At 65.3% G+C, this 24,277-nt stretch carries 21 protein-coding genes; 5 read left to right on the top strand and 16 right to left on the bottom strand.

Annotation, left to right across the window (positions count from 1 at the left end; all coding sequences use genetic code 11):
• Positions 1 to 42 precede the first annotated feature (42 nt).
• The gene (locus tag ACHAC9_RS21525) at positions 43 to 2,277 is read right to left on the bottom strand and encodes an NADP-dependent isocitrate dehydrogenase (protein WP_435763293.1); all 2,235 of its coding nucleotides are present in this window, start codon (positions 2,275 to 2,277) and stop codon (positions 43 to 45) included.
• Positions 2,278 to 2,590: 313 nt separating this feature from the next.
• Here ACHAC9_RS21525 and ACHAC9_RS21530 point away from each other — a divergent pair, with 313 nt between their 5' ends.
• Complete coding sequence (locus ACHAC9_RS21530) at positions 2,591 to 3,385, top strand: DUF2243 domain-containing protein (protein WP_435763295.1); 795 nt, start codon at positions 2,591 to 2,593, stop codon at positions 3,383 to 3,385.
• Positions 3,386 to 3,514: 129 nt separating this feature from the next.
• Here ACHAC9_RS21530 and rpsT read toward each other — a convergent pair whose 3' ends face one another.
• The gene (gene rpsT / locus ACHAC9_RS21535; RefSeq protein WP_110846758.1) at positions 3,515 to 3,781 is read right to left on the bottom strand and encodes a 30S ribosomal protein S20; all 267 of its coding nucleotides are present in this window, start codon (positions 3,779 to 3,781) and stop codon (positions 3,515 to 3,517) included.
• A 209-nt stretch (positions 3,782 to 3,990) separates the two neighbouring features.
• On the opposite strand from rpsT, the gene murJ reads away from it, so the two are divergent.
• Positions 3,991 to 5,541: a murein biosynthesis integral membrane protein MurJ gene (gene murJ / locus ACHAC9_RS21540; protein WP_435763298.1), complete on the top strand. Its 1,551-nt coding sequence runs from the start codon at positions 3,991 to 3,993 to the stop codon at positions 5,539 to 5,541.
• Positions 5,542 to 5,547: 6 nt separating this feature from the next.
• Here murJ and ACHAC9_RS21545 read toward each other — a convergent pair whose 3' ends face one another.
• Genes ACHAC9_RS21545 through gspG form a run of 11 tightly spaced genes read right to left on the bottom strand, consistent with a single transcriptional unit; the run spans position 5,548 to position 15,002 of the window.
• Complete coding sequence (locus tag ACHAC9_RS21545; RefSeq protein ID WP_435763300.1) at positions 5,548 to 6,261, bottom strand: type II secretion system protein; 714 nt, start codon at positions 6,259 to 6,261, stop codon at positions 5,548 to 5,550.
• A gap of 2 nt (positions 6,262 to 6,263) precedes the next feature.
• On the bottom strand, positions 6,264 to 6,650 hold the full coding sequence (locus tag ACHAC9_RS21550) for a type II secretion system protein (protein ID WP_435763302.1): 387 nt from the start codon (positions 6,648 to 6,650) through the stop codon (positions 6,264 to 6,266).
• A 2-nt stretch (positions 6,651 to 6,652) separates the two neighbouring features.
• A complete protein-coding gene (locus ACHAC9_RS21555) occupies positions 6,653 to 7,129 on the bottom strand; it encodes a type II secretion system protein (RefSeq protein ID WP_435763305.1) in 477 nt (158 codons plus the stop codon).
• Positions 7,130 to 7,131: 2 nt separating this feature from the next.
• Positions 7,132 to 9,180, bottom strand: a complete 2,049-nt coding sequence (locus ACHAC9_RS21560) for a secretin N-terminal domain-containing protein (RefSeq protein WP_435763307.1) — start codon at positions 9,178 to 9,180, stop codon at positions 7,132 to 7,134.
• Positions 9,180 to 9,761 (bottom strand): hypothetical protein, encoded by a 582-nt coding sequence (locus ACHAC9_RS21565; RefSeq protein WP_435763309.1) that lies wholly within the window; start codon positions 9,759 to 9,761, stop codon positions 9,180 to 9,182. Before ACHAC9_RS21565 ends, ACHAC9_RS21560 begins: the two co-directional genes overlap by 1 nt.
• Complete coding sequence (locus tag ACHAC9_RS21570; RefSeq protein WP_435763311.1) at positions 9,758 to 10,327, bottom strand: hypothetical protein; 570 nt, start codon at positions 10,325 to 10,327, stop codon at positions 9,758 to 9,760. Before ACHAC9_RS21570 ends, ACHAC9_RS21565 begins: the two co-directional genes overlap by 4 nt.
• Complete coding sequence (locus ACHAC9_RS21575) at positions 10,324 to 10,878, bottom strand: PilN domain-containing protein (protein WP_435763313.1); 555 nt, start codon at positions 10,876 to 10,878, stop codon at positions 10,324 to 10,326. The genes ACHAC9_RS21570 and ACHAC9_RS21575 overlap by 4 nt, the downstream gene beginning before the upstream one ends.
• Positions 10,875 to 11,654, bottom strand: a complete 780-nt coding sequence (locus tag ACHAC9_RS21580) for a hypothetical protein (protein WP_435763315.1) — start codon at positions 11,652 to 11,654, stop codon at positions 10,875 to 10,877. The genes ACHAC9_RS21575 and ACHAC9_RS21580 overlap by 4 nt, the downstream gene beginning before the upstream one ends.
• Before the next feature lie 7 nt (positions 11,655 to 11,661).
• Positions 11,662 to 13,359, bottom strand: coding sequence for a GspE/PulE family protein (locus tag ACHAC9_RS21585; protein ID WP_435763334.1), 1,698 nt, complete (start codon positions 13,357 to 13,359; stop codon positions 11,662 to 11,664).
• The gene (locus ACHAC9_RS21590) at positions 13,356 to 14,543 is read right to left on the bottom strand and encodes a type II secretion system F family protein (RefSeq protein ID WP_435763318.1); all 1,188 of its coding nucleotides are present in this window, start codon (positions 14,541 to 14,543) and stop codon (positions 13,356 to 13,358) included. Before ACHAC9_RS21590 ends, ACHAC9_RS21585 begins: the two co-directional genes overlap by 4 nt.
• Positions 14,544 to 14,570: 27 nt before the next feature.
• A complete protein-coding gene (gspG, locus tag ACHAC9_RS21595; protein ID WP_435763320.1) occupies positions 14,571 to 15,002 on the bottom strand; it encodes a type II secretion system major pseudopilin GspG in 432 nt (143 codons plus the stop codon).
• A gap of 518 nt (positions 15,003 to 15,520) precedes the next feature.
• Between gspG and ACHAC9_RS21600 the strand changes: the two genes are divergently transcribed.
• Both ACHAC9_RS21600 and ACHAC9_RS21605 read left to right on the top strand, forming a co-directional pair.
• Positions 15,521 to 16,288, top strand: a complete 768-nt coding sequence (locus ACHAC9_RS21600; RefSeq protein WP_435763322.1) for an NF038120 family PEP-CTERM protein — start codon at positions 15,521 to 15,523, stop codon at positions 16,286 to 16,288.
• Positions 16,289 to 16,318: 30 nt separating this feature from the next.
• Entirely contained in the window at positions 16,319 to 19,480 is a 3,162-nt protein-coding gene (locus ACHAC9_RS21605) for a S8 family serine peptidase (protein ID WP_435763324.1), read from the top strand.
• 97 nt (positions 19,481 to 19,577) lie between these two features.
• On the opposite strand, the gene ACHAC9_RS21610 is transcribed toward ACHAC9_RS21605, so the two are convergent.
• Entirely contained in the window at positions 19,578 to 19,928 is a 351-nt protein-coding gene (locus ACHAC9_RS21610; RefSeq protein WP_435763326.1) for a hypothetical protein, read from the bottom strand.
• An 86-nt stretch (positions 19,929 to 20,014) separates the two neighbouring features.
• Between ACHAC9_RS21610 and ACHAC9_RS21615 the strand changes: the two genes are divergently transcribed.
• On the top strand, positions 20,015 to 20,446 hold the full coding sequence (locus ACHAC9_RS21615; protein WP_435763328.1) for a hypothetical protein: 432 nt from the start codon (positions 20,015 to 20,017) through the stop codon (positions 20,444 to 20,446).
• Here the strand turns inward: ACHAC9_RS21615 and ACHAC9_RS21620 are convergent.
• Together ACHAC9_RS21620 and ACHAC9_RS21625 are read right to left on the bottom strand one after the other, a co-directional pair.
• The gene (locus ACHAC9_RS21620) at positions 20,443 to 21,027 is read right to left on the bottom strand and encodes an NF038129 family PEP-CTERM protein (RefSeq protein ID WP_435763330.1); all 585 of its coding nucleotides are present in this window, start codon (positions 21,025 to 21,027) and stop codon (positions 20,443 to 20,445) included. The two genes, ACHAC9_RS21615 and ACHAC9_RS21620, sit on opposite strands and share 4 nt — an antisense overlap.
• An 11-nt stretch (positions 21,028 to 21,038) precedes the next feature.
• Positions 21,039 to 24,035: an ExeM/NucH family extracellular endonuclease gene (locus ACHAC9_RS21625; protein ID WP_435763332.1), complete on the bottom strand. Its 2,997-nt coding sequence runs from the start codon at positions 24,033 to 24,035 to the stop codon at positions 21,039 to 21,041.
• Positions 24,036 to 24,277 lie beyond the last annotated feature (242 nt).

A 24,277-nucleotide genomic window follows, 5' to 3' on the forward strand; every position in this document is an offset into this window, starting at 1 on the left:
GCCCTTTCGGGACGGCGGGTTTTTCATGAAACGCAGCTGAACTTACGTGCCCAGCGTTTCCAGCGCAGCATTGAACGTCGCGCTCGGACGCATGATGGCCTTCACCTTGGCGTCATCGGCCTTGTAGTAGCCACCGATATCGGCCGGCTTGCCCTGCACTTCGAGCAGCTCGGCGATGATCCTGGCTTCGTTCTCGGCCAGGTTCTTCGCCAGCGGCGCAAAGTAAGCAGCCAGTTCGGCATCGTCGGTCTGCGCGGCCAGTTCCTGGGCCCAGTACAGCGACAGGTAGAACTGGCTGCCGCGGTTGTCGAGCTCGCCGGTCTTTGGCGAAGGCGACTTGCGGTTGTCCAGCAGCTTGCCGGTGGCGGCGTCCAGCGTTTTCGCCAGGACCTTGGCCTTGGTGCTGCCGGTCTTGATGCCGAGGTCTTCCAGGCTGACGGCCAGGGCCAGGAATTCGCCCAGCGAATCCCAGCGCAGGTGGTTTTCTTCGGTCAGCTGCTGCACGTGCTTTGGCGCCGAGCCGCCGGCACCGGTCTCATACATGCCGCCGCCAGCCATCAGCGGGACGATCGACAGCATCTTGGCGCTGGTGCCCAGTTCCAGGATCGGGAACAGGTCGGTCAGGTAATCGCGCAGGATGTTGCCGGTCACCGAGATGGTATCCAGGCCGCGGCTGACGCGCTCCAGGGTGTAGCGCATCGCACGCACCTGCGACATGATCTGGATGTCCAGGCCGCTTGTGTCGTGGTCCTTCAGGTAGGTGCGCACCTTCTTGATCAGCTCGTTCTCATGCGGACGATATGGGTCGAGCCAGAACACCGTCGGCATGCCCGAGTTGCGCGCGCGCGTCACGGCCAGCTTGACCCAGTCGCGGATCGGGGCATCCTTGACCTGGCACATGCGCCAGATGTCACCCTGCTCGACGTTCTGCGACAGCAGGACTTCGCCGGTGGCAAGATCGGTGATGTTCGCAACGCCTGCTTCCGGCACTTCGAAGGTCTTGTCGTGCGAACCGTACTCCTCCGCCTGCTGGGCCATCAGGCCCACGTTCGGGACGGTGCCCATGGTCTTCGGATCGAAAGCGCCGTGCCATTTGCAGAAGTTGATGATCTCCTGGTAGATGCGCGCAAAAGTCGATTCGGGAATGACCGCCTTGACTTCCTTCAGCTTGCCGTTGGCGTCGTACATCTTGCCGCCGGCGCGGATCATCGCAGGCATCGACGCGTCGACGATGACATCGTTCGGCGAATGGAAATTGGTGATGCCCTTGGTCGAGTCGACCATGGCCAGCGCGGGACGGTGTTCCTGGCAGGCATGCAGGTCGCGCTCGACTTCTTCGCGCTGCGAGGCCGGCAGGTCGGCGATCTTGTTGTACAGATCGGCCATGCCGTTGTTAACGTTGATGCCGAGGCTGTCGAACAGGGCGCCGTGCTTTTCGAACGCTTCCTTGTAAAACATGCGCACGCAGTGGCCGAAGACGATCGGGTGCGAGACCTTCATCATCGTTGCCTTCACGTGCAGCGAGAACAGCACGCCGGTCTCTTTCGCGTCGTCGATCTGCTGCTGGTAGAACGCGAGCAGGGCCTTGCGGCTCATGAACATCGAATCGATGATCTCGCCATCCTGCAGCGAAACCTTTGGCTTCAGAACAATGTTCTGGCCGCTCTTGGTGATCAGCTCCATCTTGACGTCGCGCGCGCCCTGCACCGTCATCGACTTTTCGCCATGGTAGAAGTCGCCATGGGTCATGTGCGAGACGTGGGTGCGCGAGGCCGGTGACCATGGGGCCATCGAGTGCGGGTTCTTGCGTGCGTACTCTTTCACGGCGCGCGGTGCGCGGCGATCCGAGTTACCTTCGCGCAGTACCGGGTTCACGGCCGAACCGATGCACTTGTTGTAGCGTGCCTTGATCGCTTTCGCTTCGTCCGTCGCGGCGTCCGCCGGGTAGTCCGGCAGGTTGTAGCCCTTGTCCTGCAGTTCCTTGATCGCGGCGCTCAATTGGCCGACCGAGGCGCTGATGTTCGGCAGCTTGATGATGTTCGCATCCGCCTCGAGCGTCTTCTTGCCCAGTTCGGCCAGGGCATCCGGCACGCGCTGCTCCGGCGTCAGGTTTTCCGGGAAGGCAGCCAGGATACGGGCCGCGACCGAAATGTCGCTCGACACGACGTCGATGCCGGCGGCCTTGGTGAAGGAACTGACGACTGGCAGGAAGGCGTGGGTCGCCAGCAGCGGCGCCTCGTCGGTCAGGGTATAGATGATGGTCGGATTACTGCTCATGCGCTTTTTCCTCGGTTCTCGCGAACGGTTCGCGATGTATGAAACTCAATAAGTAACGCCCCGGTAATGCTACTCCACCTTGACATCAAGATGAATGACCGCGCGCCGTCAGGGCCACCCGAATCGTGCTGCCGGGAGAGCTCAAGTCTTCTATAAGACATAAGACGAGCGTTTCACATTATGCACCAGTATTTTACTGTGCGCCACAGCTTTAGCAAGCGGCATGCTGGGCCAGAAGGAGTCGAATGACCGCTGCGCGGCGCTCGCCGACCCCGGAAAGCGCTAGGATAGTGAGCAATTATGAGGAGCCGTCATGAGCGTGCGCCAGTCCGATGCATTCATCATTCCCGAGCTGCGCTCTCTCGGCTGGGCCGGCTATCTGCTGGGATTCGCCCTCGGCGGCTTTTTCGACGGCATCCTGCTGCACCAGATCCTGCAATGGCACCACCTCCTCTCGCTCGTCACGCGTGCGCCCTTCCAGGACATCCGCGTGCAGATCCTGGCCGACGGCTTCTTCCACCTGCTGATGTATGTGCTCGCCCTTGCCGGGTTGTGGAAATTGTGGAAGGGCCGGCATCATGTCAGCGGGGACGGCGAGCGCCTGCTGCCGGCGAATGCCGCCATCGGATTCGGCGCCTGGCACATCCTCGACGGCATCCTGTCGCACTGGGTGCTCGGCATTCACCGCGTCAGGCTCGACAGCGACAAGGTGCTGTTCTGGGACCTGCTGTGGTTTGTCGTCTTTGGCGTCGCTTTTGTTGCGCTCGGCTGGTGGCTGCGGCGAGGCAATGGAAGCACCGGCGGCCGCGGCGGCGCGGCGGCATTGGTGCTGGCCGTGCTGGTGGGCGCACCGGTTGCCGCCCTGCCGCCGCCCGACGTGAATACGGTCATGGTGTTCTTCAAGCCAGGCACCCTGCCCGCCCAGGTGTTCGCCGGCATCGAGGCGGTCGACGGACGCATCCTGTGGTCGTCGCCCTCGGGGGATGTGTGGGCACTCGATGTGAGGGACCGCAGCAAGACCGACCTGCTCTACCAGCATGGTGCCTGGGTAGTGAGCAATTCGGCGCTGGCGATCGGGTGCCTGGCGTGGAGCTCGGCAAGGGGGTGATGGACCAAGCAGCCTCCGAAACCGGATAAAAAAACACTCCGAAAGCGGAAAAACCCGACGGGCTTGCGCCAGGCGGGTCTTTCTTCCACTGTACTGCCAGCGCGGCCGGGGCTGCGCGCCAACCGGCTATTAGGCCGACAGGGCTTTCAGGGCAGCAGCCAGGCGGCTCTTGTGGCGAGCGGCCTTGTTCTTGTGGATGATCTTCTTGTCGGCGATGCTGTCGATGGTCGAGACCGACGACTGGAAGATGGTGGTTGCAGCAGCTTTGTCGCCTGCCTGGATGGCTTTGCGGACGGCCTTGATGGCGGTGCGCAGGGTCGAGCGCTGCGAGCTGTTGTGTGCGTTTTGCTTAACTGCTTGACGAGCGCGTTTGCGCGCTTGTGCGGTATTTGCCATGGAATTTCCTAAATCGGGGTCAAGTTGCGTTTGCAAACATTAGCGAGTCAAACTGGCCCATTCCAGTGCCTGCCAAAACATTGTGTCTGCCAACAGAATTCAGTACAGCCCACGATTATAGCGAAGGAATCCTTTACCGGCAATTCATTCTTGATTTTTGCCGGTATACAAACTCCGTAAGGGGTGTCGCCCAGCTATAATCTCGCCCCATGAATCTGCTCAAGACCCTCGCTGCCATTTCCAGCATGACCATGGTGTCACGTGTCACGGGACTGCTCCGCGAAAGCCTGTTCGCGGCCGCCTTCGGCACCTCGAACTTCACCGACGCCTTCAACATTGCCTTCCGCCTGCCGAACCTGCTGCGCCGCCTGTTTGCCGAAGGCGCGTTCTCCCAGGCCTTCGTGCCGATCATTACTGAATACAAGACGAAACACGGCCAGGAAGCCACCAAGACCCTGGTCGACCATGTGGCAACCGTGCTGATCTGGGCAACCGTGCTGGTCAGCATCGCCGGCATCGTGGCCGCGCCGGTCCTGATCTACTGGATCGGCGGCGGACTGCAGCGCGAGCCGGCCGCCTTCGATGCCGCCGTCGTCATGACGCGCATGATGTTCCCCTACATTGCCTGCATGGCCTTCGTCGCGCTCGCCAGTGGCGTGCTCAACACTTGGCGCCAGTTCAAGATTCCCGCGATCACACCTGTGCTGCTGAACCTGTCGTTCATCTTCGCCGCCCTCGTGCTGGCCGACTACTTCGCGCAGCCGATCTATGCAATGGCCGTGGGCGTCTGCATCGGCGGCGTACTGCAGGTCGGACTCCAGATCCCTTCCCTGGTCAAAATCGGCATGCTGCCGCGCGTGTCGATCAATCCGCTGGTCGGCCTGCGCGACGCCGGCGTGCACCGCATGCTCGGCAAGATGGGACCGGCCGTATTCGCCGTTGCCGCCGCCCAGATCAGCCTCCTGATCAACACCACGATCGCGGCCTCACTGGCGGCGGGCGCCGTCACGGCCCTGCAGTACGCGGACCGGCTGATGGAATTGCCGACCGCCCTGCTCGGCGTGGCGCTGGGGACGATCCTGCTGCCCGGCCTGGCGAAGGCCAACACGGAAGGCGACACCCGCGAATACTCGTCGCTGCTCGACTGGGGCCTGCGCCTGACCTTCCTGCTGGCCATTCCGGCAGCGGTCGGCCTGGCGGCCCTCGCCGAGCCGATGATCGCCACCCTGTTCCACTACGGCGCCTTCGACAGCGACGACGTGACTGCCTCGACCCTGCCGTTGATGGCCTACAGTGCGGGCCTCCTGGGCTTCATCCTCGTCAAGACGCTGGCGCCGGCCTTCTTCGCGCGCCAGGACGTACGCACGCCGGTGCGCATCGCCGTCGGCGTGCTGGTCGTCACCCAGCTGCTGAACCTGGCCTTCGTGCCGCTGCTGGGCGTTGCGGGTCTTGCGCTGTCGATCGGCGTGGGCGCCTGCATCAACGCGGCCCTGCTCTATCGCGGCCTGCGCAAGCGCCGGATCTACGAGCCGCAGCCGGGATGGGGCAGCTTCTTTTTCAAGCTGATCGTCGCCGTGTCGGTGATGGGGGCAGTCGCTTGGTTCGGCCAGGCCCAATTCGACTGGATCGGCATGCGCGCCCAGCCGTTCATGCGCGCCGGCGCCCTGCTCGGCATTATTACCGCCAGCGGGATCAGCTATTTCGGCGTGCTCCTTGCACTGGGATTTCGCCCGCGCGAATTCAAGCGCCGCGCCAAATAACGGGGCTCAAACACCCGACTGCGTCGGCACCGACGCCGGCTCGGTGGTCTCCGGCGGCGTTTCCTCCTCGGCTTCTTCGCCTTCTTCGGCTGGCAGCGTCTCCGGCGCCGACGGCGGCACCACTTCGCGCAACACCGCCTGCTCCTCGACCGGGGCAGCCACCGGGACCGCAGGCTGGGGCGGCGGCGGGAACATCGTCACCTCAGGGCCGGCGCCTTGTCCCGGCGTGCCGGCGGTCGCGGCCGGCCCCTGCCCGTTGGCCGTGAAGCGCCATTCCGACAAGTGCCGTTTGCGGTCGAAATTGACAAAGCGCGCATCGAAGTTGGCGATCTTCAGCGGCTGGAATTGCGACAGGCTGTGCACCCCGATAATCGGTCCGCCCTCTGTCGCGCGCACCAGCCCCCACTCGGCGCGCCCCGTGATGGGGTCAACGAATATCCTTCTCAGGTGGCGCCGCGGAGTCGGAAAGCGCGGGTCGCGCAACAAGGCTTCGAGCGAGGTCGGCTGCTGCGGCTGGCCCGCCGGCGTTGCTTGCGCGTAACTGGCCAGCGCCGCGCTGAACTCGGCGCCGATGGCCAGCAATTCGTTTTCCGCTTCGGCGCGCTGCAACAGCGCGCCGACTTTCAAGGTGGCCGCGCCGACCAGCCCGATGATCGTCACGAACACGATCAGGCCGATATACGTGAAGCCGGCCTGGCGCCGGTGCGCGCGCCGCTCCATGTCTACCAGTCGGCGTAGGGCTTGCCGCTGCGGTCGTTACCGGGCGCGCCGCTATGCAGGTCGTAGACGCCGCCCAGCGCCCCGTCCTCGGGCGCGACGACGGTCCAGCTGGTGCTGCTCTCGGTGAGTGGGTCGACCGGAAGCGCGCGCAGGTATTTTTTCTCCACCAGCTGCTCGAGCGAATCCGGATAGCGTCCCGTATCGCTGTAGTACTGGCCGATGATGTCGCGCGTGTTACGCAGGTTTTCGGCCAGGATCGTTTCCCGCGACTTGTCGATGCTCGGAAAAAAGCGCGGCACCGCCAGCGTCAGCAGCAAGGCGATAATGCCGAGCACCACGAGCAGTTCGATCAGGGTAAAGCCGCGCGGGCGCGCCATCGTTGACTTCATGCTCACCACCGGTTGTACGGCACGCCGTTCAGGCCGGGCCGGTTGGAAGTCGAATACACATCGTACACATCGTCGCCTTCGCGCGGCTCATCCGCTTCGCTGGCATAGCTGCGCTTGCCCCAGGTCTCGGCGTCGAGCAGGGATGGATCGGGATTGAACGGATCGCGCGGCAGGCGCCGCAGGAAGAAGATCTTGGCGCGCTTTGGGCTGCGCAGGTCCGGCACGCCCTCGACCAGCAGTTCCAGCTTCGGCGGGTAACCGGTGGCCCCGATGGTGCGCGTGATCCGCCCTTCGTCGAAGGCCCTCTTGTAGGCGTCGATCCCGTGACGCATCTCGCGCAGCGACCGGCGCAGTTCCCCCTCCTGCTTGCGCTGGGCCGTGACCTGCGCCACCGGCACCACCAGCGTGCCGAGCAGCGCCAGGATCGCCAGCGTCACCAGCAGTTCGATCAGCGTGAAGCCGCGGCCGGATCGACGCACGATTACCGGCCCGGGTTTTGCAGCACGCTTTGCGGGGCCGGGATCGGGGTGATCACGACGCCGGAAGGGGCCGGCGTGAGGATCACACCTGCAGGCGCGGGCGCAGGCGCGCCCAGCGATGGCGTGGTCGGCAGCGCCGACGACGGCAGGCCCTGGCCGGGCACAGGTGCATACACGGGCGCCGGCTGTGCCGCGGGCGCCTGGCCCGGCAGTGCCGCGGGAGTGCCGGCCGCCGGCGCACGCACCGCCGTACCCGTCACGACGATGTTCTGCGTTTCCGGACGGCGGCGGAAGTTCGCCTCGGTACCGGCGCCGAACTCCGAGGCGCCCGCCGGCGGACGCTGCAGCGTGCGCACCAGATGCGGCGTGATCGACAAGACGATCTCGGTCTTGTCGAGCGTGTCGTTGGTGCGCCCGAACAGGCGGCCCACGATCGGCAAGTGGCCCAGGCCCGGCACCTTGCTGCCGCTGCTGCGATCTTCGTTGTTGATCAGGCCGGCCAGCACCTGGTTTTCGCCATCCTTCAGCTGCAGCATGGTACTGGCCGAACGGGTGCCGATGCGGTAGGCGACCGAACCCGAGTTGGTGCGCAGCGTATCGACCACGTTGCTCACTTCGAGCGAAATGCGGATCGCCACTTCGTTGTTGAGGTAGATGGTCGGTTCGACGTTGAGCGTGAGCCCGACATCGACATAGGTGACGCTTTCGGTCGCAAAATTGCCCACCGCCCCATTGGTGGACACAGTGGCAGAAATGTTCGGCACCTTGTCGCCGATGACGACCTTCGCCTTTTCCTTGTTGCGCACGCGGATGCGCGGATTGGCCAGGGTATTCGAATCGCCATCGGTGCGGTTCGCGGTGAGGCTGGCCGACACCCCGCTCACCCCGATCCTGCTGCTTGCCAGGCCACGCAGCGCGTCGATCGTCAGCGGCGCGCCGCCGGCGCCCTGCAGCGGCGCGAAACCGAGCGTCGTCGGCCAGGCAATACCCAGCTCGGTGATGCTGCTGCGCTTGATCTCGAGGATCTCGACGTCGAGCATCACTTCCGGCTCGGCCACGTCCTGCAGCGCCACCAGTTTGGTGGCCAGTTTGATCGCCTCTGGACTGTCGCGCACGATCACCAGGTTCAGCTTTTCGTCGATCACGACGTCGCGCGACTTGACAATCGTCTTCAGGGTATTGCCGATGGTCTTGGCGTCGGCGTTGGCCAAATAAAACGTCTTGACCGTCTGCTCCTGGTATTCGCGCAATTTTGCCGCGGTATTCGGATAGACCATCACCGTGTTGCCGTCCATGACCTGCTGTTCGAGCTGGTTGCTCATCAACAGGAAATAAATGGCGGCTTCGACATTGCTGTTCTTCAGGAAGATCGAGGTGCGGGCATCGGTCTTGACGTCCTTGTCGAACACGAAATTCAAGCCCGAGCGCAGCGCGATCACCTCGAAGGCCTGCTTCAGGGCCACGTCGCGGAATTCGATGCTGATCGGAGTGCGGTAGGCGGCGGCCAGGCCGCCCGGCGCCGGCCGCGCGGCCGCCTCGTTGATTTTCGCCATCAACAGGCGCGCCGGTTCATGGTCCGGACGCTCGGTCAGCACCGCCGTGGCGTGCTGACGCGCCGTCTCATGGTCCTTTTGCTCGAAGGCCTCGTTGGCCGCGATCATCAGTTTGACGTGACGGGCGTCGGCCTCGACCTGGCGCAGCCCGGCACGGGCGCGTTCGTTGGCCGGGTCGAAGGCCAGCACACGGGCGTATTCCTGGGCCGCCAGGGCGGCCTCGCCGGCGGCCAACCGGCGCTGCGCACTGTCCAGCAAGCGCGTGGCGGCGCGGTCGCGCGCCCCCAGCAGGGCCGCGCGGAACGCGGCATTGCCCGGATCGGCGGCAACGGCTTCGCGGTACTTGGCCAGGCCGGCTTCGACCTGGTCGCGCGCAACGAGCTCGTTGCCCTCGCGGAAGGCGCCCTGGCCGGCGCAGCCGGCCAGTAGCAAGGCAAGCAGCGTCGTGGCGAGCGCGCGCGGCGCCGGCCGGGACATGCCATTCGGATGACTAGCCATCAGTCGAATGCTCCAATATTAAGCTGCTGAACCTGGTTCAAGGGCAGATAGGTAAGGGTCAGGAAGGGCGGCGCGATGGCGTCGACCCGGTAGGTACCGTCGATGACGGTTTTAGGTTTCACGATATAAGTCTTGCCGGCGCGCGCCAGATACACTTCCCAGGCGCCGTTCTCGAGCGCCTTGCCGAGCAGGGTGAACGGCAGCGGCGGCGCGCTCGGCGGCGGTGGCGGTGGCGGCGCGACCGGCGCGGGCGGCGGCGGCGGTGGTGGCGTCCAGTCGCGGCTGCCGAAAACGTCCGCGCCCCCTTTCACGCCAGCGAGGCCGACCAGTGCATGGCGCGGCAGCAGGCGCAGGATGTGGGGCGCGCTCTTGCTGCCGGGCGCCACCGTGCCGGCCCCGGCCGCCAGCGCCGGCAGCACTGCCGGGCTCTGCGCACGCGCAGCCAGCTTGCCGTCCTCTGCGGTGGGCGCGGCGCGCGCCACCGGCTCGGCCAGATCGCCCTCGGGACTATTGTCGCCAAAGGCCACCAGCGCCGCCGCCGCGACCAGCGCGGCGCCCATGATCATGTGACGCGTCTTCACGGCGCCTCTCCCGGGCGCTCGCCCAGGTACAGGGTCAGGCGCAGGCGCGCCTCCACCTGCGCCTCCCCGATCGTATCGCGCCGGAAGCTGATCTCGTCGAGCGAGGCGAAGGGAATCGCACGCAGCGCCCCCAGCGCGAACTGCCAGATGGCGCCGTAGCTGCCCTTCACCGGCAAACTCACCTGGTAGGTATGCAAGCGCGCATTGCGATCGTAAGCCGCCTTGTACTCGCCCTGGCGCAGCACCAGGCCTGATTTTTCAGCCAGTGCAAACAGCGTCTTGACCTGCTGGCCGGTGTAGCGGCGTTCGCCCAGCGCGCCGTGGAACAGCGCCAGGTGATAGTCGTCGGTGGCCGGAGGCGCGACGCGTACCGGCGCACCCGGCAAAGCGGCCACGCGGCGCGCCAGCACGCGCTCCTGCTCGACCAGCGCGCGCGCGGGAACCAGCCACGCGATTGCCGCCGCCGCGCAGGTGCATAGCAGCAGCGCGCCGATCGCCACCGGACTGGCGTTCGCCAGCGCGATCTGCAGGCGCAGCCAGGCGGCCTTGATGGTGCTGCGCTTCATTGCGGCCTCCATTGGGCTTCGAACTGGAAGCGGATCGGCCGGTTCGGGTCCTGGTCGTTGATTTCGTGACGCGTCAGGGCCACGCCGGCGAACCACGCCACGTTCTGCATGCGTTCGACATAGGCCAGCATGTCGTCGCTGCTGCGCGCTTCGGCCGTGACGCGCAGCACGCGCCGTTTGGCGTCCGGTTCGAGCGCCAGCAGCGCTACCGAGGCGGGCGTCGCCGCCTTGATGGCGTCGTGCAGGTCGCGCCACGGCAGGTTCAGTTGCAGGATGGCGGCGTTCACGGCGCTGGCCTGGGCCGCGGTAAGGAGCGGCGCAGCGGGCGCACGCACCGCTGCCTGGGCGGCCAGGGGCGTTGCCGCCCGCGTGTTGCGCGCCGCCAGTTCCGCCTCGAAGCTTCGCTCCTCGGCCACGTACTGGTTGGCGACCAGCGCCGCAGGCACAGACAGGCAGATCCCCGCGCCGAGCAACACCCAGGCCAGGCGTGGCGTATGGAACAGCGTGCGGCGCAGGCTCCGTGCGGCAAAGTCGATCCGTACGCGCTTCATGCCACGCTCCCGGTGACAGCCAGCCGCGCCGCGCCCGACCAGTCGGATGCGATGTCGCCGCCGAGCAGCATGCACGCCGCGCCGGCCCAGGCGCGCGGCGCACCGCCGCAGACCTGCACAAGGGCCGGCTCCCCGACCCCGACCAGCAAGGCTTCGCGCGCGATATGGGCCGCGAGCCAGGCGCGGTCGCTGCCTGGCGGAATCAAGGCCGTGCGCACGGCCGCGAGCGCGCCTTTCTCGAACACGGCCAGCGTCAGCACCGCGCCGTGCACCAGCGCGAACCAGGCGCCAGGGCGGCGCAGCTTGCGCCACCCGTTCAGGGCGGCGACGAATTGCGGCGTTATTTCCACCAGATGGAACCGATGCTCGGCCGCCAGCCCCTGCAAGCTGGCCAGCAGCGGCGCCGGCAGCGCCGCGGCCAGGAACGGCCGGTCCGCATCCCAGTCGGCGCTGATCCGCCAGCCGGCCGCGGGCGCGCCGAACAGGGCCTGGAAGCGCAAGGCGGCGGCGGCCTCGAGGTCCGCCATGCGGCTGGCGCCCTGGGGCGGCGTGACTTGCCAGATGCGCGCCAGGTCGTCGGCCAGTACCACCGCTACCGGGCGGCCGGCGGCCGGCACATCGGCCAGCAGGCGGCGCAGGCTGTTGCCCAGCGCCGCGCCGCCCTCGAGCGCGTCGACCGGTGTTTCGGCCAGCAGGCGGCTTGTCGGGCGCCAGCCGCCCCGGGCCTGGACCAGCGCCAGGCTGTCGGCAGCCACGCCGATGCGATAGGTGTGCATGAAGCGCTCAAGCATGGAGGGTCACCCGCTTGATTTCGTCGAGCGTCGTGGCGCCGCGCCGTACCAGGTCGAGCGCCGCCAGGCGCAGGCTGCGGGTGCCGTTCGCATGCGCGGCGGCCTTGATCTGGCGGATCGGGCGCTTGTCGACGATCAGCTCGCGGATCTCGTCGTTCAGGGTCAGGATCTCGGCGATCGAACGGCGGCCCTTGTACCCGGTGCCGCGGCAGTCGCCGCAACCCTTGCCGCGCATGAAGACGTAGTCGCCCACCTCGGCACGCGCCAGGTGCACGCCTTCGAGCTCGGCGTCCGTCGGCGAGTACTGGGCCGCGCAGTGCGGGCAGTTGGTGCGGATCAGGCGCTGGGCCCAGATGCCGTTCAGGGCCGACACGAAGGCGTACGGATCGATCCCCATGTGGGTAAAGCGGCCGAACACGTCGAACACGTTATTCGCATGGACGGTGGTGAGCACAAGGTGGCCGGTGAGGGCCGACTGCACCGCGATTTCGGCAGTCTCGCGGTCGCGGATCTCGCCGACCATGATTTTGTCCGGGTCGTGGCGCAGGATCGAACGCAAACCCTTCGCAAAGGTCAGACCCTTCTTTTCGTTGACCGGAATTTGCAGGATGCCGGGCAGCTGGTATTCGACCGGGTCTTCGATGGTGATGATCTTTTCGCGCCCGTTATGGATTTCGGTCAGGGCAGCATACAGGGTCGTGGTCTTGCCCGAGCCGGTCGGCCCGGTCACCAGCAGCATGCCGTAGGCTTCCTGCGCCAGCGTGCGCAAGGTAACCAGCGAGGGTGCGTCGAACCCGAGGGCCTCCAGCGTGAGCGCGCCGTAGGCTTCGATCATGGCGCGCTTGTCGAGAATACGAATCACCGCGTCCTCGCCATGAATGCTCGGCATGATCGAAACGCGCAGGTCGATCTCGCGCCCGCCCGCCTCGACCCGGAAGCTGCCGTCCTGGGGCACCCGGCGTTCGGCGATGTCGAGTTCGGCCAACACTTTTAAACGCGAGATGATCTGTTCGGCCGTCTCGACGCCGCCGACCGAGGTCGCATGATCGAGCACGCCGTCGATGCGGTATTTCACCGCCAGGCCGCCGGCCGTGCTCTCGAGGTGGATGTCGGACGCCCCGGCTTTCAATGCATCGTACAGGGTCGAGTTGACCAGCTTGACGGCTGGGCTGGCCCCTTCCGAGACCGAGGCGAAGGACAGCACGGCGGCGGTCTTGCCGTCGCGCCGGCCTTCGCCCGCGCCCGGCGCCAGGGTATCGACCGCGCGCGCCGATTCTTCCTGCTTCGACAAATACGCCTGGATATCGGACTGCAGCGCCAGGCGCGTGTGTAAGGGCGCGCCGGCGCTGGCGCGTGCCTGCGTCGCCAGCCAGGTCTGCAAATCGAGGTCGAAGGGATCGGCGATCACGCCCGTCAACACGCCATCGGCGCCGCGCAGCAGCACGCAGTGGCGCGCCAGCGCGAGTGCCAGCGGCAGCAGGTCAAAGGCCGGCGCCTGGCTCAGCATCTCGGCCGTTTCCATCACGGACAGGCCGAAGGGCTGTCCCAGCGCCTGCACGATCTGGCGCGGCTCGAGGCCGCTGGCCGCTTCCAGTTCGGCCACCAGCGGGCGGTGCGAGACGCGGCTGGCGGCGCGGGCGCGCGCCAGCAGTGCGGCATCGAATTGGCCATTGAGCAGGGGCGCGTTCAGGACATGTCTCCGGCAAGGTCAAAAATCGGCATGTACAGCAATACCACGATGGCACCGACGATCAGGCCGATGGCCGCCATCAGGAGCGGCTCGAAGGTGCGGGTGAAGCGGTCGATCCAGCGGCTGATCTCGCCGTCGTAGAAAGCGGCGGACTGGGTCAGCATCGGCCCCATGTCGCCGGTACGCTCGCCGACCCGCAGCATGCGCAGCGAAATCGGCGTGGTCAGACCATGGGCCTCGAACGCGTTCGACAGCGGCTGGCCCGATTCGATGGCGGCGCGCGCCTGCGCCAGGCGGATCCGCACCGCCGGCGAGACCATGCCCTGCACGGTGTCGATCGCCTGCACGATCACGATCCCGCCTTCGCTCAGCATGCCGAGCGTCAGGTACAGGCGCGAGAGTTCATAGATGCGCACGCGCTCGCCAATGCCGGGCAGGCGCTGGACCAGGCGCGCCAACGCGCCGCTTGCGGACAGGCGGCGCAGTCCCAGCACGAGCGCGGTCAGCAACAGGGCCGCGCCCGTGGCCAGCAGCGCGCCATGGCTGGACGCGAACTGGCCCCAGCCGAGCAGCATCTTCGACATCCACGGCAGGTCGCGCCCGGCGCCCTGGTAAACCTCGGCAAAACGCGGCACCACGTAGCCGATCAGGAAGGCGCTCACGCCGCCGCCGACCATCAACAGGATGACCGGGTAGATCGCCGCGCTGACCAGTTTGGCACGCACGAGGTCGATACGCTGCTGGTAATCGATGAACCGGGAGAGCGAACGCGGCAGGTCGCTGGTACCTTCGGCGGCGCGCACGATGCCGACATATAAGGGGGGAAAGAGATCGGGCTGCTCCGCCAGTACCCGCGAAAAGCGCTTGCCTTCGCGCAGGCCGCCGAGCAGGCGCTCAAGAACGCCGCGCGCGCCCGGACTGGCTTCCTTCTCGAGTAGGGCTTCCAGCCCTTCGACGATGCCGAGGCCGGCCGACAGCAGCGCCAGCAACTCCTGGCTGAACAACACGAGGGACAGGTGGCGCGTGCTCTTGCGCCGTCCCAAGCCCCGGCCCATCGGTTCGACCGCGCTGATGAAGAGGCCGCGCGACTCGCACTGGCGGCGCGCGTCGGCCTCGTCGGGCGCATCGACGACCTGGCTGGCAATGGACATGTCAGGCGCGAGCGTGCGGACGACAAACTGCATGGAAACCGCTTCCGTTGAGCGTAGGGATTACTGCGAGCTGACGTCGGCGTCTTCGCCGCTGCCGCCCGGTTGGCCGTCGCGGCCGGTCGAGACGATCTCGTATTCGCCCTTGCTGCCCGGCGAACGGTACAGGTAAGGATGGCCCCACGGATCCGGCGGGATGCCCTTTTTCAGGTAGGGGCCATTCCACTTCGGCGCCACCGCGGGCGGCGCGCTCATCAGGGCAGCCAGGCCTTCCTCGGCCGTTGGATAGCGGCCGACGTCGAGCCGGTAAGTATCGAGCGACTTCTCGAACGCTTCGATCTGGGCCTTGGCGATGGTCACTTGCGACTTGCCGAGCTGGCTGAAGTATTTGGGGCCGACATAGGCGGCCAGCAAACCGATGATGACAATCACGACCAACAACTCGAGCAGCGTGAAGCCGCCCTCACGCCGGCGCAAGGTCCGGCTTTGTTTCATTGCTGCACACATCCGACTGACTCCTCGATTGCTCCACGAATAAAACGGCACCACTGTCGGCATGACTGCTCACTTGCTATCCGACATGCTTCAGATTCGGCGTGCAAGGCTACCACGCTGCCAACTCTTGCGACAAATTTTCTTTGTTGTCACGCCGCCGGCCAGCGGACGCAGCCTGGCGGGCTTTACTGCCCGGCCTTGCCGGCTGGCCGCCGAACGGCATTCCCGACGCTGCCGCATAAAAATTTCAACTATTGACATACCGCAACTATGTCGCAGATTTAAAACAAACTCTCGCTGCATCCTCGGCTTGGCGTTTTAACAGGAGAAACGAAATTTTCTCTGGGAAATTGATCTAAAAAATATATTTTCGACGTTACAATTTTTTACATGCATCTTATATCGTTTGCTATATTCGAAGACAACCCGTACGGAAACATTGCGGGTGAAAAATAGCGGTAAGCGCACAGCACCAAATCATTGCCATAAAAAACTTAACGATAAAGGTAGACAGACTGATGATTCGCTCAATTACCCCTGCTGTGCAGAACACCTCGGGTGCCATGAAAAAACTGCTGTGCGTTTCCGTGCTTGGCGCGACCGGCCTGCTGGCAGGTTCCGCGCAAGCTGGCGTCATCGACTTCGAAGGCTACTTCGGCCCCGCCACGCATAACGAGTTCATCTCGCAATCCGGTTACAACATCGGCTTCTTCTCGAACGTGCCTGGCGCCGTCGCCGGCGAAGACTTCGTTGGCTCGTTCCTGGACGGCACCGACGCCGAGTCCTGCACCGGGATGGCTTGCCCGGTGAATAATCCGGGCACGTATTACGCTGCCCTGAACGACAGCTATGTCGACATCACGGCGTCGACCCTGCGCGCCAGGTTCAGCATCAACTCCTTCGACGCCGGCTTTATCGGCGGCAGCCCGGTGCTGACCAGCTACCCTGCCGTTTCCGGCCTCCTGCGCGTCCAGGGCTTCATGGCCAATGGCAGTTCGGTTTCCGAAACCTACCAGTTGGCCGGGCCTTCGGCCAGCGGCTTCAACTTCGGCCGTTTCAACACCAGCGCCGCGTTTTCCAGCCTGCAGTTCACCGAGGCCATCTTCTTTGGTTTTACCTGCAACACCGCCGGCAACTGCTCGGCATTTTCGACCAACCGCGGCCAGTTCGGCATCGACAACATCAACCTGACAGAGATTCCGGAACCGGCAAGCTTCGCGCTGTTCGGCCTGGGTATGGCTGGCGTCGCCTTCGCACGTCGCCGCAAAAGCAGCAAGAGCCTGTAATTGCCTCCCTACCCAACAAGGAAAATCTCAATGAAAATGCGCCCTGTCTCCGCCGCCATTCTGCTGCTACTGTCGAGCCTGACGCTCGCCGCTCATGCAGACGATATGCGCCGCCCCTACATCGTCCAACTGGTCGACAAGCCGATCGCCTCGTATAACGGCGAAGTGAATGGCCTGAATGCCACCCAGCCGGCCCCGGGCCAGCGCCTCGACCTCGCCTCGAACGACGTCCAGCTGTACAACGATTACCTCGGCCAGAAACAGGCCACCGTGCAGGCTGCCATCGCCGACGCGCCCGTGAGCTACACCTACAGCGTGGTGCTCAACGGCTTTGCCGCGATGCTGACCGACGCCGAAGTGCGCGCCCTGCAAGCCCGCAGCGACGTCGCCGACGTCTCGGCCGACACGCCGCGCTCGATGGTCACCAGCTATACCCCGGACTTCCTCGGCCTGGACAAGCCGGACGGCCTGTGGAGCAAGCTCGGCGGTAAAACGAGTGCCGGCGAGAACGTCATCATCGGCATCGTCGACGGCGGCGTCTCGCCCGACAATCCGGCCTTCGCCGACCGCGTCGACGCCAACGGCAAGCCGACCTTCGACAACAGCGGCACCATCGTCTACTCGGCGCCGCCGGCTTCCTGGCGCGGCATTTGCCAGACCGGCGAAGGCTTCACGGTTGCCAATTGCAACAACAAGCTGATTGGCGCGCAGTATTTCGACGCGAGCTACCTGGCACAGAACAAGACGACCGACTGGACCGAGTTCAAGTCGCCGCGCGACTCGCTCGCCAACGCGGGCTGGGGCGGACACGGCACCCATACCGCGGGCACCGCGGGCGGCAACGCCAACGTCGATGTGACGGTGGCCGGCGTGGGCCTGGGTTCCGTCTCGGGCATGGCGCCGCGCGCACGCCTGGCAACCTACAAAGTATGCTGGTCCTACCTGGATGCGGCCCAGGCGAACGGCGTGCGCAACGCCTGCTTCACTGGCGACAGCGTGGCCGCGATCGAGAAGTCGGTCGCCGATGGCGTCAACATCATCAACTACTCGATCAGCGGCGGTGGTTCGATCACCGACCCGGTCGAGCAAGCTTTCCGGAACGCCTCGAACGCCGGTGTCTTCGTTGCCGCCTCGGCTGGCAACGCCGGACCGGCCAATACCGTCGCCCACATCAGCCCATGGCTGACCACGGTCGCGGCATCGACCCACAACCGCACCTACGTCGGCGACGCCACGCTGGGCAGCGGCGAAGTCCTGTCGGGCGCCTCCAACAACGCCAAGACCGCCAGTGCGCCACTCGTGCTGGCCAAGGACGCGGCCGTGGACGGCATGGACCCGGCCAACGCCGCCAACCTGGCCCTGTGCTTTGGCGCGGCTGATGGCAGCGCCCCCCTGCTCGACCCGGCCAAGGTCAGCGGCAAGATCCTGGTGTGTGACCGCGGCGGCAACATACTGGTCAACAAGAGCGCGAACGGCCGCACTGCCGGCGCCGTCGGCATGATCATCGCGAACACGCCAACCAGCGCCAATACCATCATCGTGCAGGGGCACACGATCCCGACGGTCCACATCGTGGCTGCCGACGGCGCCAGGCTGAAGACCTACATTGCCGCCAATCCGGGCAGCGCCACGGCAGCACTGGGCAACGTGCGTCCGGTCGCCGACGCAAGCGTTCCGGCGCCGGTGATGGCCTCGTTCTCGTCGCGCGGACCGAACATGTTCGATCCCAACTTGCTGAAACCGGACCTGACCGCTCCAGGCGTGGACATCCTGGCCGCGCACTCGCCGAACCAGACACAGGCGGAGCGCGCCGACATCATCAACGGCACCCACGTACCGCCGGCCGCCTGGGCGCCACTGCAGGGCACGTCGATGTCGAGCCCGCACGTCGCCGGCCTGGCTGCGCTGCTGCGCCAGCTGCACCCGAGCTGGAGCCCGGCTGCCATCAAGTCGGCCCTGATGACTACCGGCTACAACACCTTGCCTGACGCGATTGCCTCGGGCGACACGCGCGGCATCCTGCCGTTCGCGCAAGGTGCGGGCCACGTCAATCCGAACTCCGCGGCCGATCCTGGCCTGGTCTATGACGCGACCGAAGCCGACTACAAGAAGTACATGTGCGGCGCCGGCGTCAGCACCCAATGCGCGGGCGGCACCATGGTGGGCTACAACCTGAACATGCCGTCGATTTCGGTCAGCAACGTGCTCGGCTCGGTGGTGGTAAACCGCTCGGTCACCAACGTCGGCACCAGCGCAGCGACCTACAACGCCAGCATTTCGGTGCCGGGTTATACGGCGGTGGTCAGCCCTGCCTCGCTGAGCCTGAACGTTGGCGAGACCAAGCCATTCACCGTCACCCTGACCCGCAGCAACGCGCCAAGCAACACCTGGCAGTTCGGCACGATGAGCTGGACCGACGGCAGCCACGTGGTGCGCAGCCCCGTTGTCGCACGTTCGGGCGCCCCGGTCGTGGCTCCAGGCACCATCGTGAGCAATCGCGCCAGCTTGTCCAAATCGATCAGCGTCACGACTGGCTTCACCGGCAAGATGAACACGGTTTACGGCGGCCTCAAGGAAATCAGCCGCACCGCGTACAACGTCACCCAGGCACCGGGCGGCTCGGTCGAAACGGTCGCGCAAATCCAGACCGCCTGCCGCGCTGCCGGACCGGGTGTCCGGGTAGTGCCGGTCACTGTTCCGAGCGGCGCCGTACTGGCTCAGTTCGAACTGTTCGACCGCGACACGGGCAACGGCAAAGGCAGCGATGACCTCGATATGGCGCTGCTCAACGGCGCGGGCAATGTGGTCGCCACTGCGCTGCATGGCGGCTCGAACGAGTCGATCGTGATGCCGTCGCCTGCAGCGGGCAATTACCGCGTCTGCGTGATCGGTTACACGGCGGCCAATGGACAGTCGACCGACTTCAGCCTGTCTTCGGCAGTGGTGACGTCGTCCGACCGTGGCGGCAACTTCCGTGTGCTGGTGCCGACTAAAGTGTATGCAAGCAGCACGGCATCGGTCAGCGCGAGCTGGTCGGGCCTGCCAGCTGGCAAGCGTTACGCCGGCGCCATGCAGTTGCTCGACGCCGCAGGCGGGCTGGCTTCCACCACCGTCTTCAGGGTGGAAACCAACAACCCGGTCCCACTGGCCGAGGCGGTCGAGCGTGCGAAGCCGAAGGACACGGCACTGTAAGCGAATCCATCCCGGGGCGAACAGCCCCGGCATGTAAAAAGGCTGCGTACCCGCGAGGGCGCAGCCTTTTTTTATGAGACAAGGCCGCTGGCGGCGCTTACATCGCCTGCGATCCGGCGGTGCCGCTGCGCAACTGGCAAGTGCCGGCGCGGCATTCGGCGCCCGGATCCGGGATGAACTGGCAGGTCGACATCATGCCGGACTTCTCGTTTTCCGCCTGGCGCTCCGACGTGTAGCGCCCGGCGAGCGCCTGCAAGGCCGGTTCCGAGAGCTTGGCCGTGGAATACGGCAGCCAGGCTTCCGGCCCCCCGCAGGCGCGCGCACCAATCGGCAAGGTACGGCACTGGGATGTGTCGGTGCAGGAAGCGCTGCCGATCATCGCGCGGATTTGCTCGAGTGTGCCACCCGCTGCGGCACCGGAGGTGGGGGTGGGCGTGGGTTTGTTCATGGAGGGAGGTGTGGGTTGTGGTCGATCGGGAGGCGCTCCGGCGTTGGTTGTACAAGCGGTGCAGGCCATGATCAGGGAAAGGAGGAGTGTTCGCATCACCAGATAATCGCCCGCGTTGCCGCAAGGGTCAAGAACGATTCGTTTCAAGAACAGCAAGAACTGCGGGAAATGAAGCGAAAACCTTTAGCCTGCCTACCTTTTTCAGCATCATCATGATCTCCGCCGCCGTCAGCGCCTGCGGCGGCGCGGCACCGGAAAACGGCCTGCCCCTTGTCCAGACCGCGGCCACCACCCGTGTCGTCGACCTTTCGATCGACCCGGCTGCCACCGGCCGGACGCCATGGCCAGATTGTGCCGACCAGAACTGCAGCGGCCTGCGCGTCATCGACGGCAAGGCCGAAGGCTTGCGCATCGATGCGATGCGCCGCCAGGGCAGCTACATAAAAAGCACACCCGGCCTTCGCCGGATGTGCTTCGAGCACCTCTGCTGCCGACGTGCTTGCTGCCGACGTGCTTAGTGCTTGCGCGCGCGCAGCGTCGAACCCATCAGGGCCAGGCCGAGTGCCAGCGAAGCGAGCGTCGCCGGTTCCGGCACGTCGCTCACGAGCGCGACGCCGACCAAGGCATTATTGGCCGACACGCTGATTCCGCTTTCCGGCAACAGCTGGAACTGGGCCAGATCGCCGTTGACGCCGAGGTAGTTGAAGGATTCGTCGTAGAGTGCGAAGCTGAAGCTGGTGCCATCGCCTGCGGACGAGAGGCCGAAGCTCAGATCGAAGCCGAACTTCCCGCCCAGGTTGACAAACTGCAGCAACTCGGCAAAACCATTAACGTTGTCAAACACGAAGGTCGTGCCGGTGCTACCGCTGACATCGCCGTAGGTCTCGCTGCTGCCGAGGTTCCCAATGAAATTACTCAGCGTTGCCGTTGCCGGAGCGGCCAGATCGGCGTCGCCGCTGAACAGGAAGTCCAGTACACCGCTGCCCGACAGGCTCGTGGTGTCGATCGTCACGTGATAGGTCGGAGCGGCCGACGCTGCGCCGGTGACGAGCATGAGCGCCAGCAGCGCGTGGGTGAACAGGTTTTTCAGGTTGAACATGGAGTATTTCCTCAGAAGGTGCCGGAGAACAGCTTGGCGGTGTAGCCAAAGCCTGCGCGCGCTGGATTGGTAAAGACGGTGGTGACAGTCACGGAAGCGCCAGCGGCCAGCGAGTTGCCAGGGAGCGTCAAGTAAGGCGCGCCGACCGTGTCGCCACTCTTGCCGTCCAGCGAAACGCCCGCCGTCAGGCCTTGCAGCACCAGGTGCAGTGGGCCGGTCAGCGGCGCGCTGCCGGTATTGGTGATGGTCACGGTGCCCATGAACTTGCCGGTTGTGCGGTTCTGGGTGAAGCCGGACTTGACGATCTTGGCCGACGCGGTGACGTCGGCAAAGGTTGGCGCCAGGTTCAGGCTGACGACCACCAGGTCGTGGTCCGATGCGCGGTAAGGATCGGCGCGATACGGATCCTGGCCGGTGGTTTCGAGGTTGTAGTCGATCGCTTCCGGTTCGTCCGCATTGCTGTGCCACTCGGTCACGCCGGCCACCTGCGCCGACAGGCTGCTGCTGGCCAGTGCATGGTCGAGGTAACCGCTTTCCGCGCTGAACACGTACGAGTAGGGAATGCCCTGCGGACGCACGAAGCGCTCGATCTCGTTGACATACCCCGCCGCGTTGAGCAGGCGGATCGGGTCTTCCATGCCGTAGGCGTTCATGTCGCCCACGACCAGCACGTCAGGATCGTTCGCGGCAGTCACGATTTGCGGCAGGAAGTAGTCGCGCAGGCGTGTCGCCTGTTCGACGCGGTTGGCGTTCCAGCAGCCCTGGCCGTCGCCGTTGTCGGCATTGCCGCCGCTGGAGCCGCCGCAGCCACCCTTCGATTTCAAGTGATTCACCACCAGCGAGAACTTGCCGCCGTTGGCTGCCTTGAAGGTCTGGGCAATCGGGGCGCGGTTGTTGACGGCGTCGCCGTCCGACAGCGCAGCGCCCACCATGCTCACCGACTTCGGCTTGTAGATCATCGCCACCCGAATCGCATCGGTGCCCGTTGCCGCAGGCTTGGGCACAACCGCGTAGCTACCCGCGCCCATCGCGCCGTTGAGCTGCTCGACCAGATAAGCGACGGCGATGTCGTCGTTGTTCTGGATCTCCATCAGCCCCACGACATCGGCATTCACCGCGGACAGCGAAGCGACGATCTTGTCGCGCTGGCGCACGAATTCAGCCATGTTGTCGGCGCCGCGGCAGTTCGAGCGGTTGGTCGTGTTGCCGATCTTGCAGCCCTGGCCCGTGCGGCCCCAGGCATCAGCGCCGTTGGTGAAGGTGGTGAAGAAGTTCAGCACGTTGGCGCTGGCGACGCGGACGTTGCCTGCAGCCACTTGCGGCGCCGCCAGACGCTCGTTGGTGCGCGAAAAGCGTGGCGTCACGGTCGGCTGCAGCTTGAAGGCCGCGCCGACGTCGCCGCTGGCGCCGTAATCGAGCACGCCGGTGAGGTCGGTGACGGTGTCGCCGCTACGCACGGTGCCGTCCTGGAACAGATAAGGAATAGTCGCCGGCGTTACAAAAATACCGTCGTCGAGCACGACGACATTGGCCGCGTTGCTTGCCGCCAGCGCACGTGCTTCAGGCGAGCCCGGCACGTAGCGGTTGGTCGGGATCTCGCGCCGGCCGCTCGAGAGCGTCAACTCGCCGCGGGCGCCGAGGGAACCATTGCCATTGACCGTCAGCGGTGTGGTGAAGCGCACCAGCATGCCTTCGAAACGGGCCAGGTCGGCGTTCGGCATCTCGACATTGGTCGGGGTGATGCTGCCGCTGCCGATCTTGCTCGTTGCGGTCAAGCTGGTCAATTCGGTGTATGAACGGGGTGCGCCGGTCGGAACATATTCGGTCACGGTGCCGGTCACGCGCACCAAGTCGCCCACCGCCAGGCCGGCGCTCGATCCGAACACGAAGATGCCGTCCGAGGTCGCCGGGTTGCCGTCGCCGTTCGGGTCCTGCAGGAAGAAGCCGCTGCCGACGGTCGCCGTGACAACGCCCTGGGTCGTTTGCACGGAATTGCTGTAGGCGCTCTTTGGGTCAGTACCCTGGATCTGCGGGATCGTCAATTCGCCTGCGACGCGCACACTCACACTGCAAGTGGCGTTCTGGCCATCGTTGTTGGCGAAGCTGATCGTGACCGGGTAGTTGCCGGCGGCGACGCCGGCGGCCACGTTCAGGGTGGCGCTGGCGCTCGCGCCTGTGGCGGAGGCTGCGACGAAATCACGCAGCTCGATGCCCGTGACCGCGCCCGATGCGAGCATCGCGCTGTTGACGATGCTGTCCTTGTCGGTGGCGCTCAAGGCGGCGCTGCCGGCGCTGCCCTGGGTGACCTGCAGGTTGGCGGGACAGGTGGCGACGATCGGTTGCGCCACCGGGACCGGATCAGGGTCCGTGCCGCCGCCCGAGCAGACGTTAAACGCCGTGCCGGCATGACGCGGAAGGGGCGTCGGCCCGACGGTGAAGTCGTTCCGGTTGTGATCGGTATCCGTGCAGCCCGCCGCAGCACGCTGGAGCGCGGTCGTCGCCGATGGCGACACCGCCGCCTGCGTCTCGCTCAGGTTGGCAGTACCGTAGCCGACCAGGTCGATGATCGCGCCTTGCGTCGCGCCCGTCATCTGGACCGTGGTGTCGGCCAGTGCGACCTTGCCCGATCCCGCCGCCATCTGCACGCTCCACTCATGGTTGACGTCAGGGAGCGGGCTTCCGCCTTGCGTCTGAACCGTGCTTGCTACCAAAAAGTATTGGCCCGGCTGCAAAGTCACCTCCGGCAAAACACTCGTCGACGACCAAGTGCCCGCCGTTGACGCATATTGAAGGCTCTTGCCCTTCAGCCCGACGGCAGCGCTGCCTCGATTGAACAGTTCGACGTACTCGCGGTTATAAGTCGCGCTGGCGCTGCCGGCACCACCGAAGACCCGGCTAATGACCAGATCGGGCGAGGCGGCAAACGCGCTGGTCGACAATCCGGCCAGCAGTGCGGCCAGGATAGTCAACCGGCCGGCCGGTGTTTTCGTTGCAGCGTGCATTTTCATGGGCTTCCTAAGGAGATAAGGGTGTAGAACACTTGTTGTCTATGCTGATAGGCATTTTATTACCAGAAACAATATTACGGAGGCAATTTGACAGGAGAATGACATGGCGCAAGGCCGGCTCCTTCCAGATGAGGTATGCCGACAACACATTGATTCCACATGGAAATTTAACGCACGAGCGTGCGGGCATGACAACAGCATGGCGCCGCTAGTACGGACGAAAAAAAACGGGCATCGCTGCC

The sequence above is a fragment of the Massilia sp. CMS3.1 genome (assembly GCF_051262535.1).
Lineage (GTDB): Bacteria > Pseudomonadota > Gammaproteobacteria > Burkholderiales > Burkholderiaceae_D > Telluria.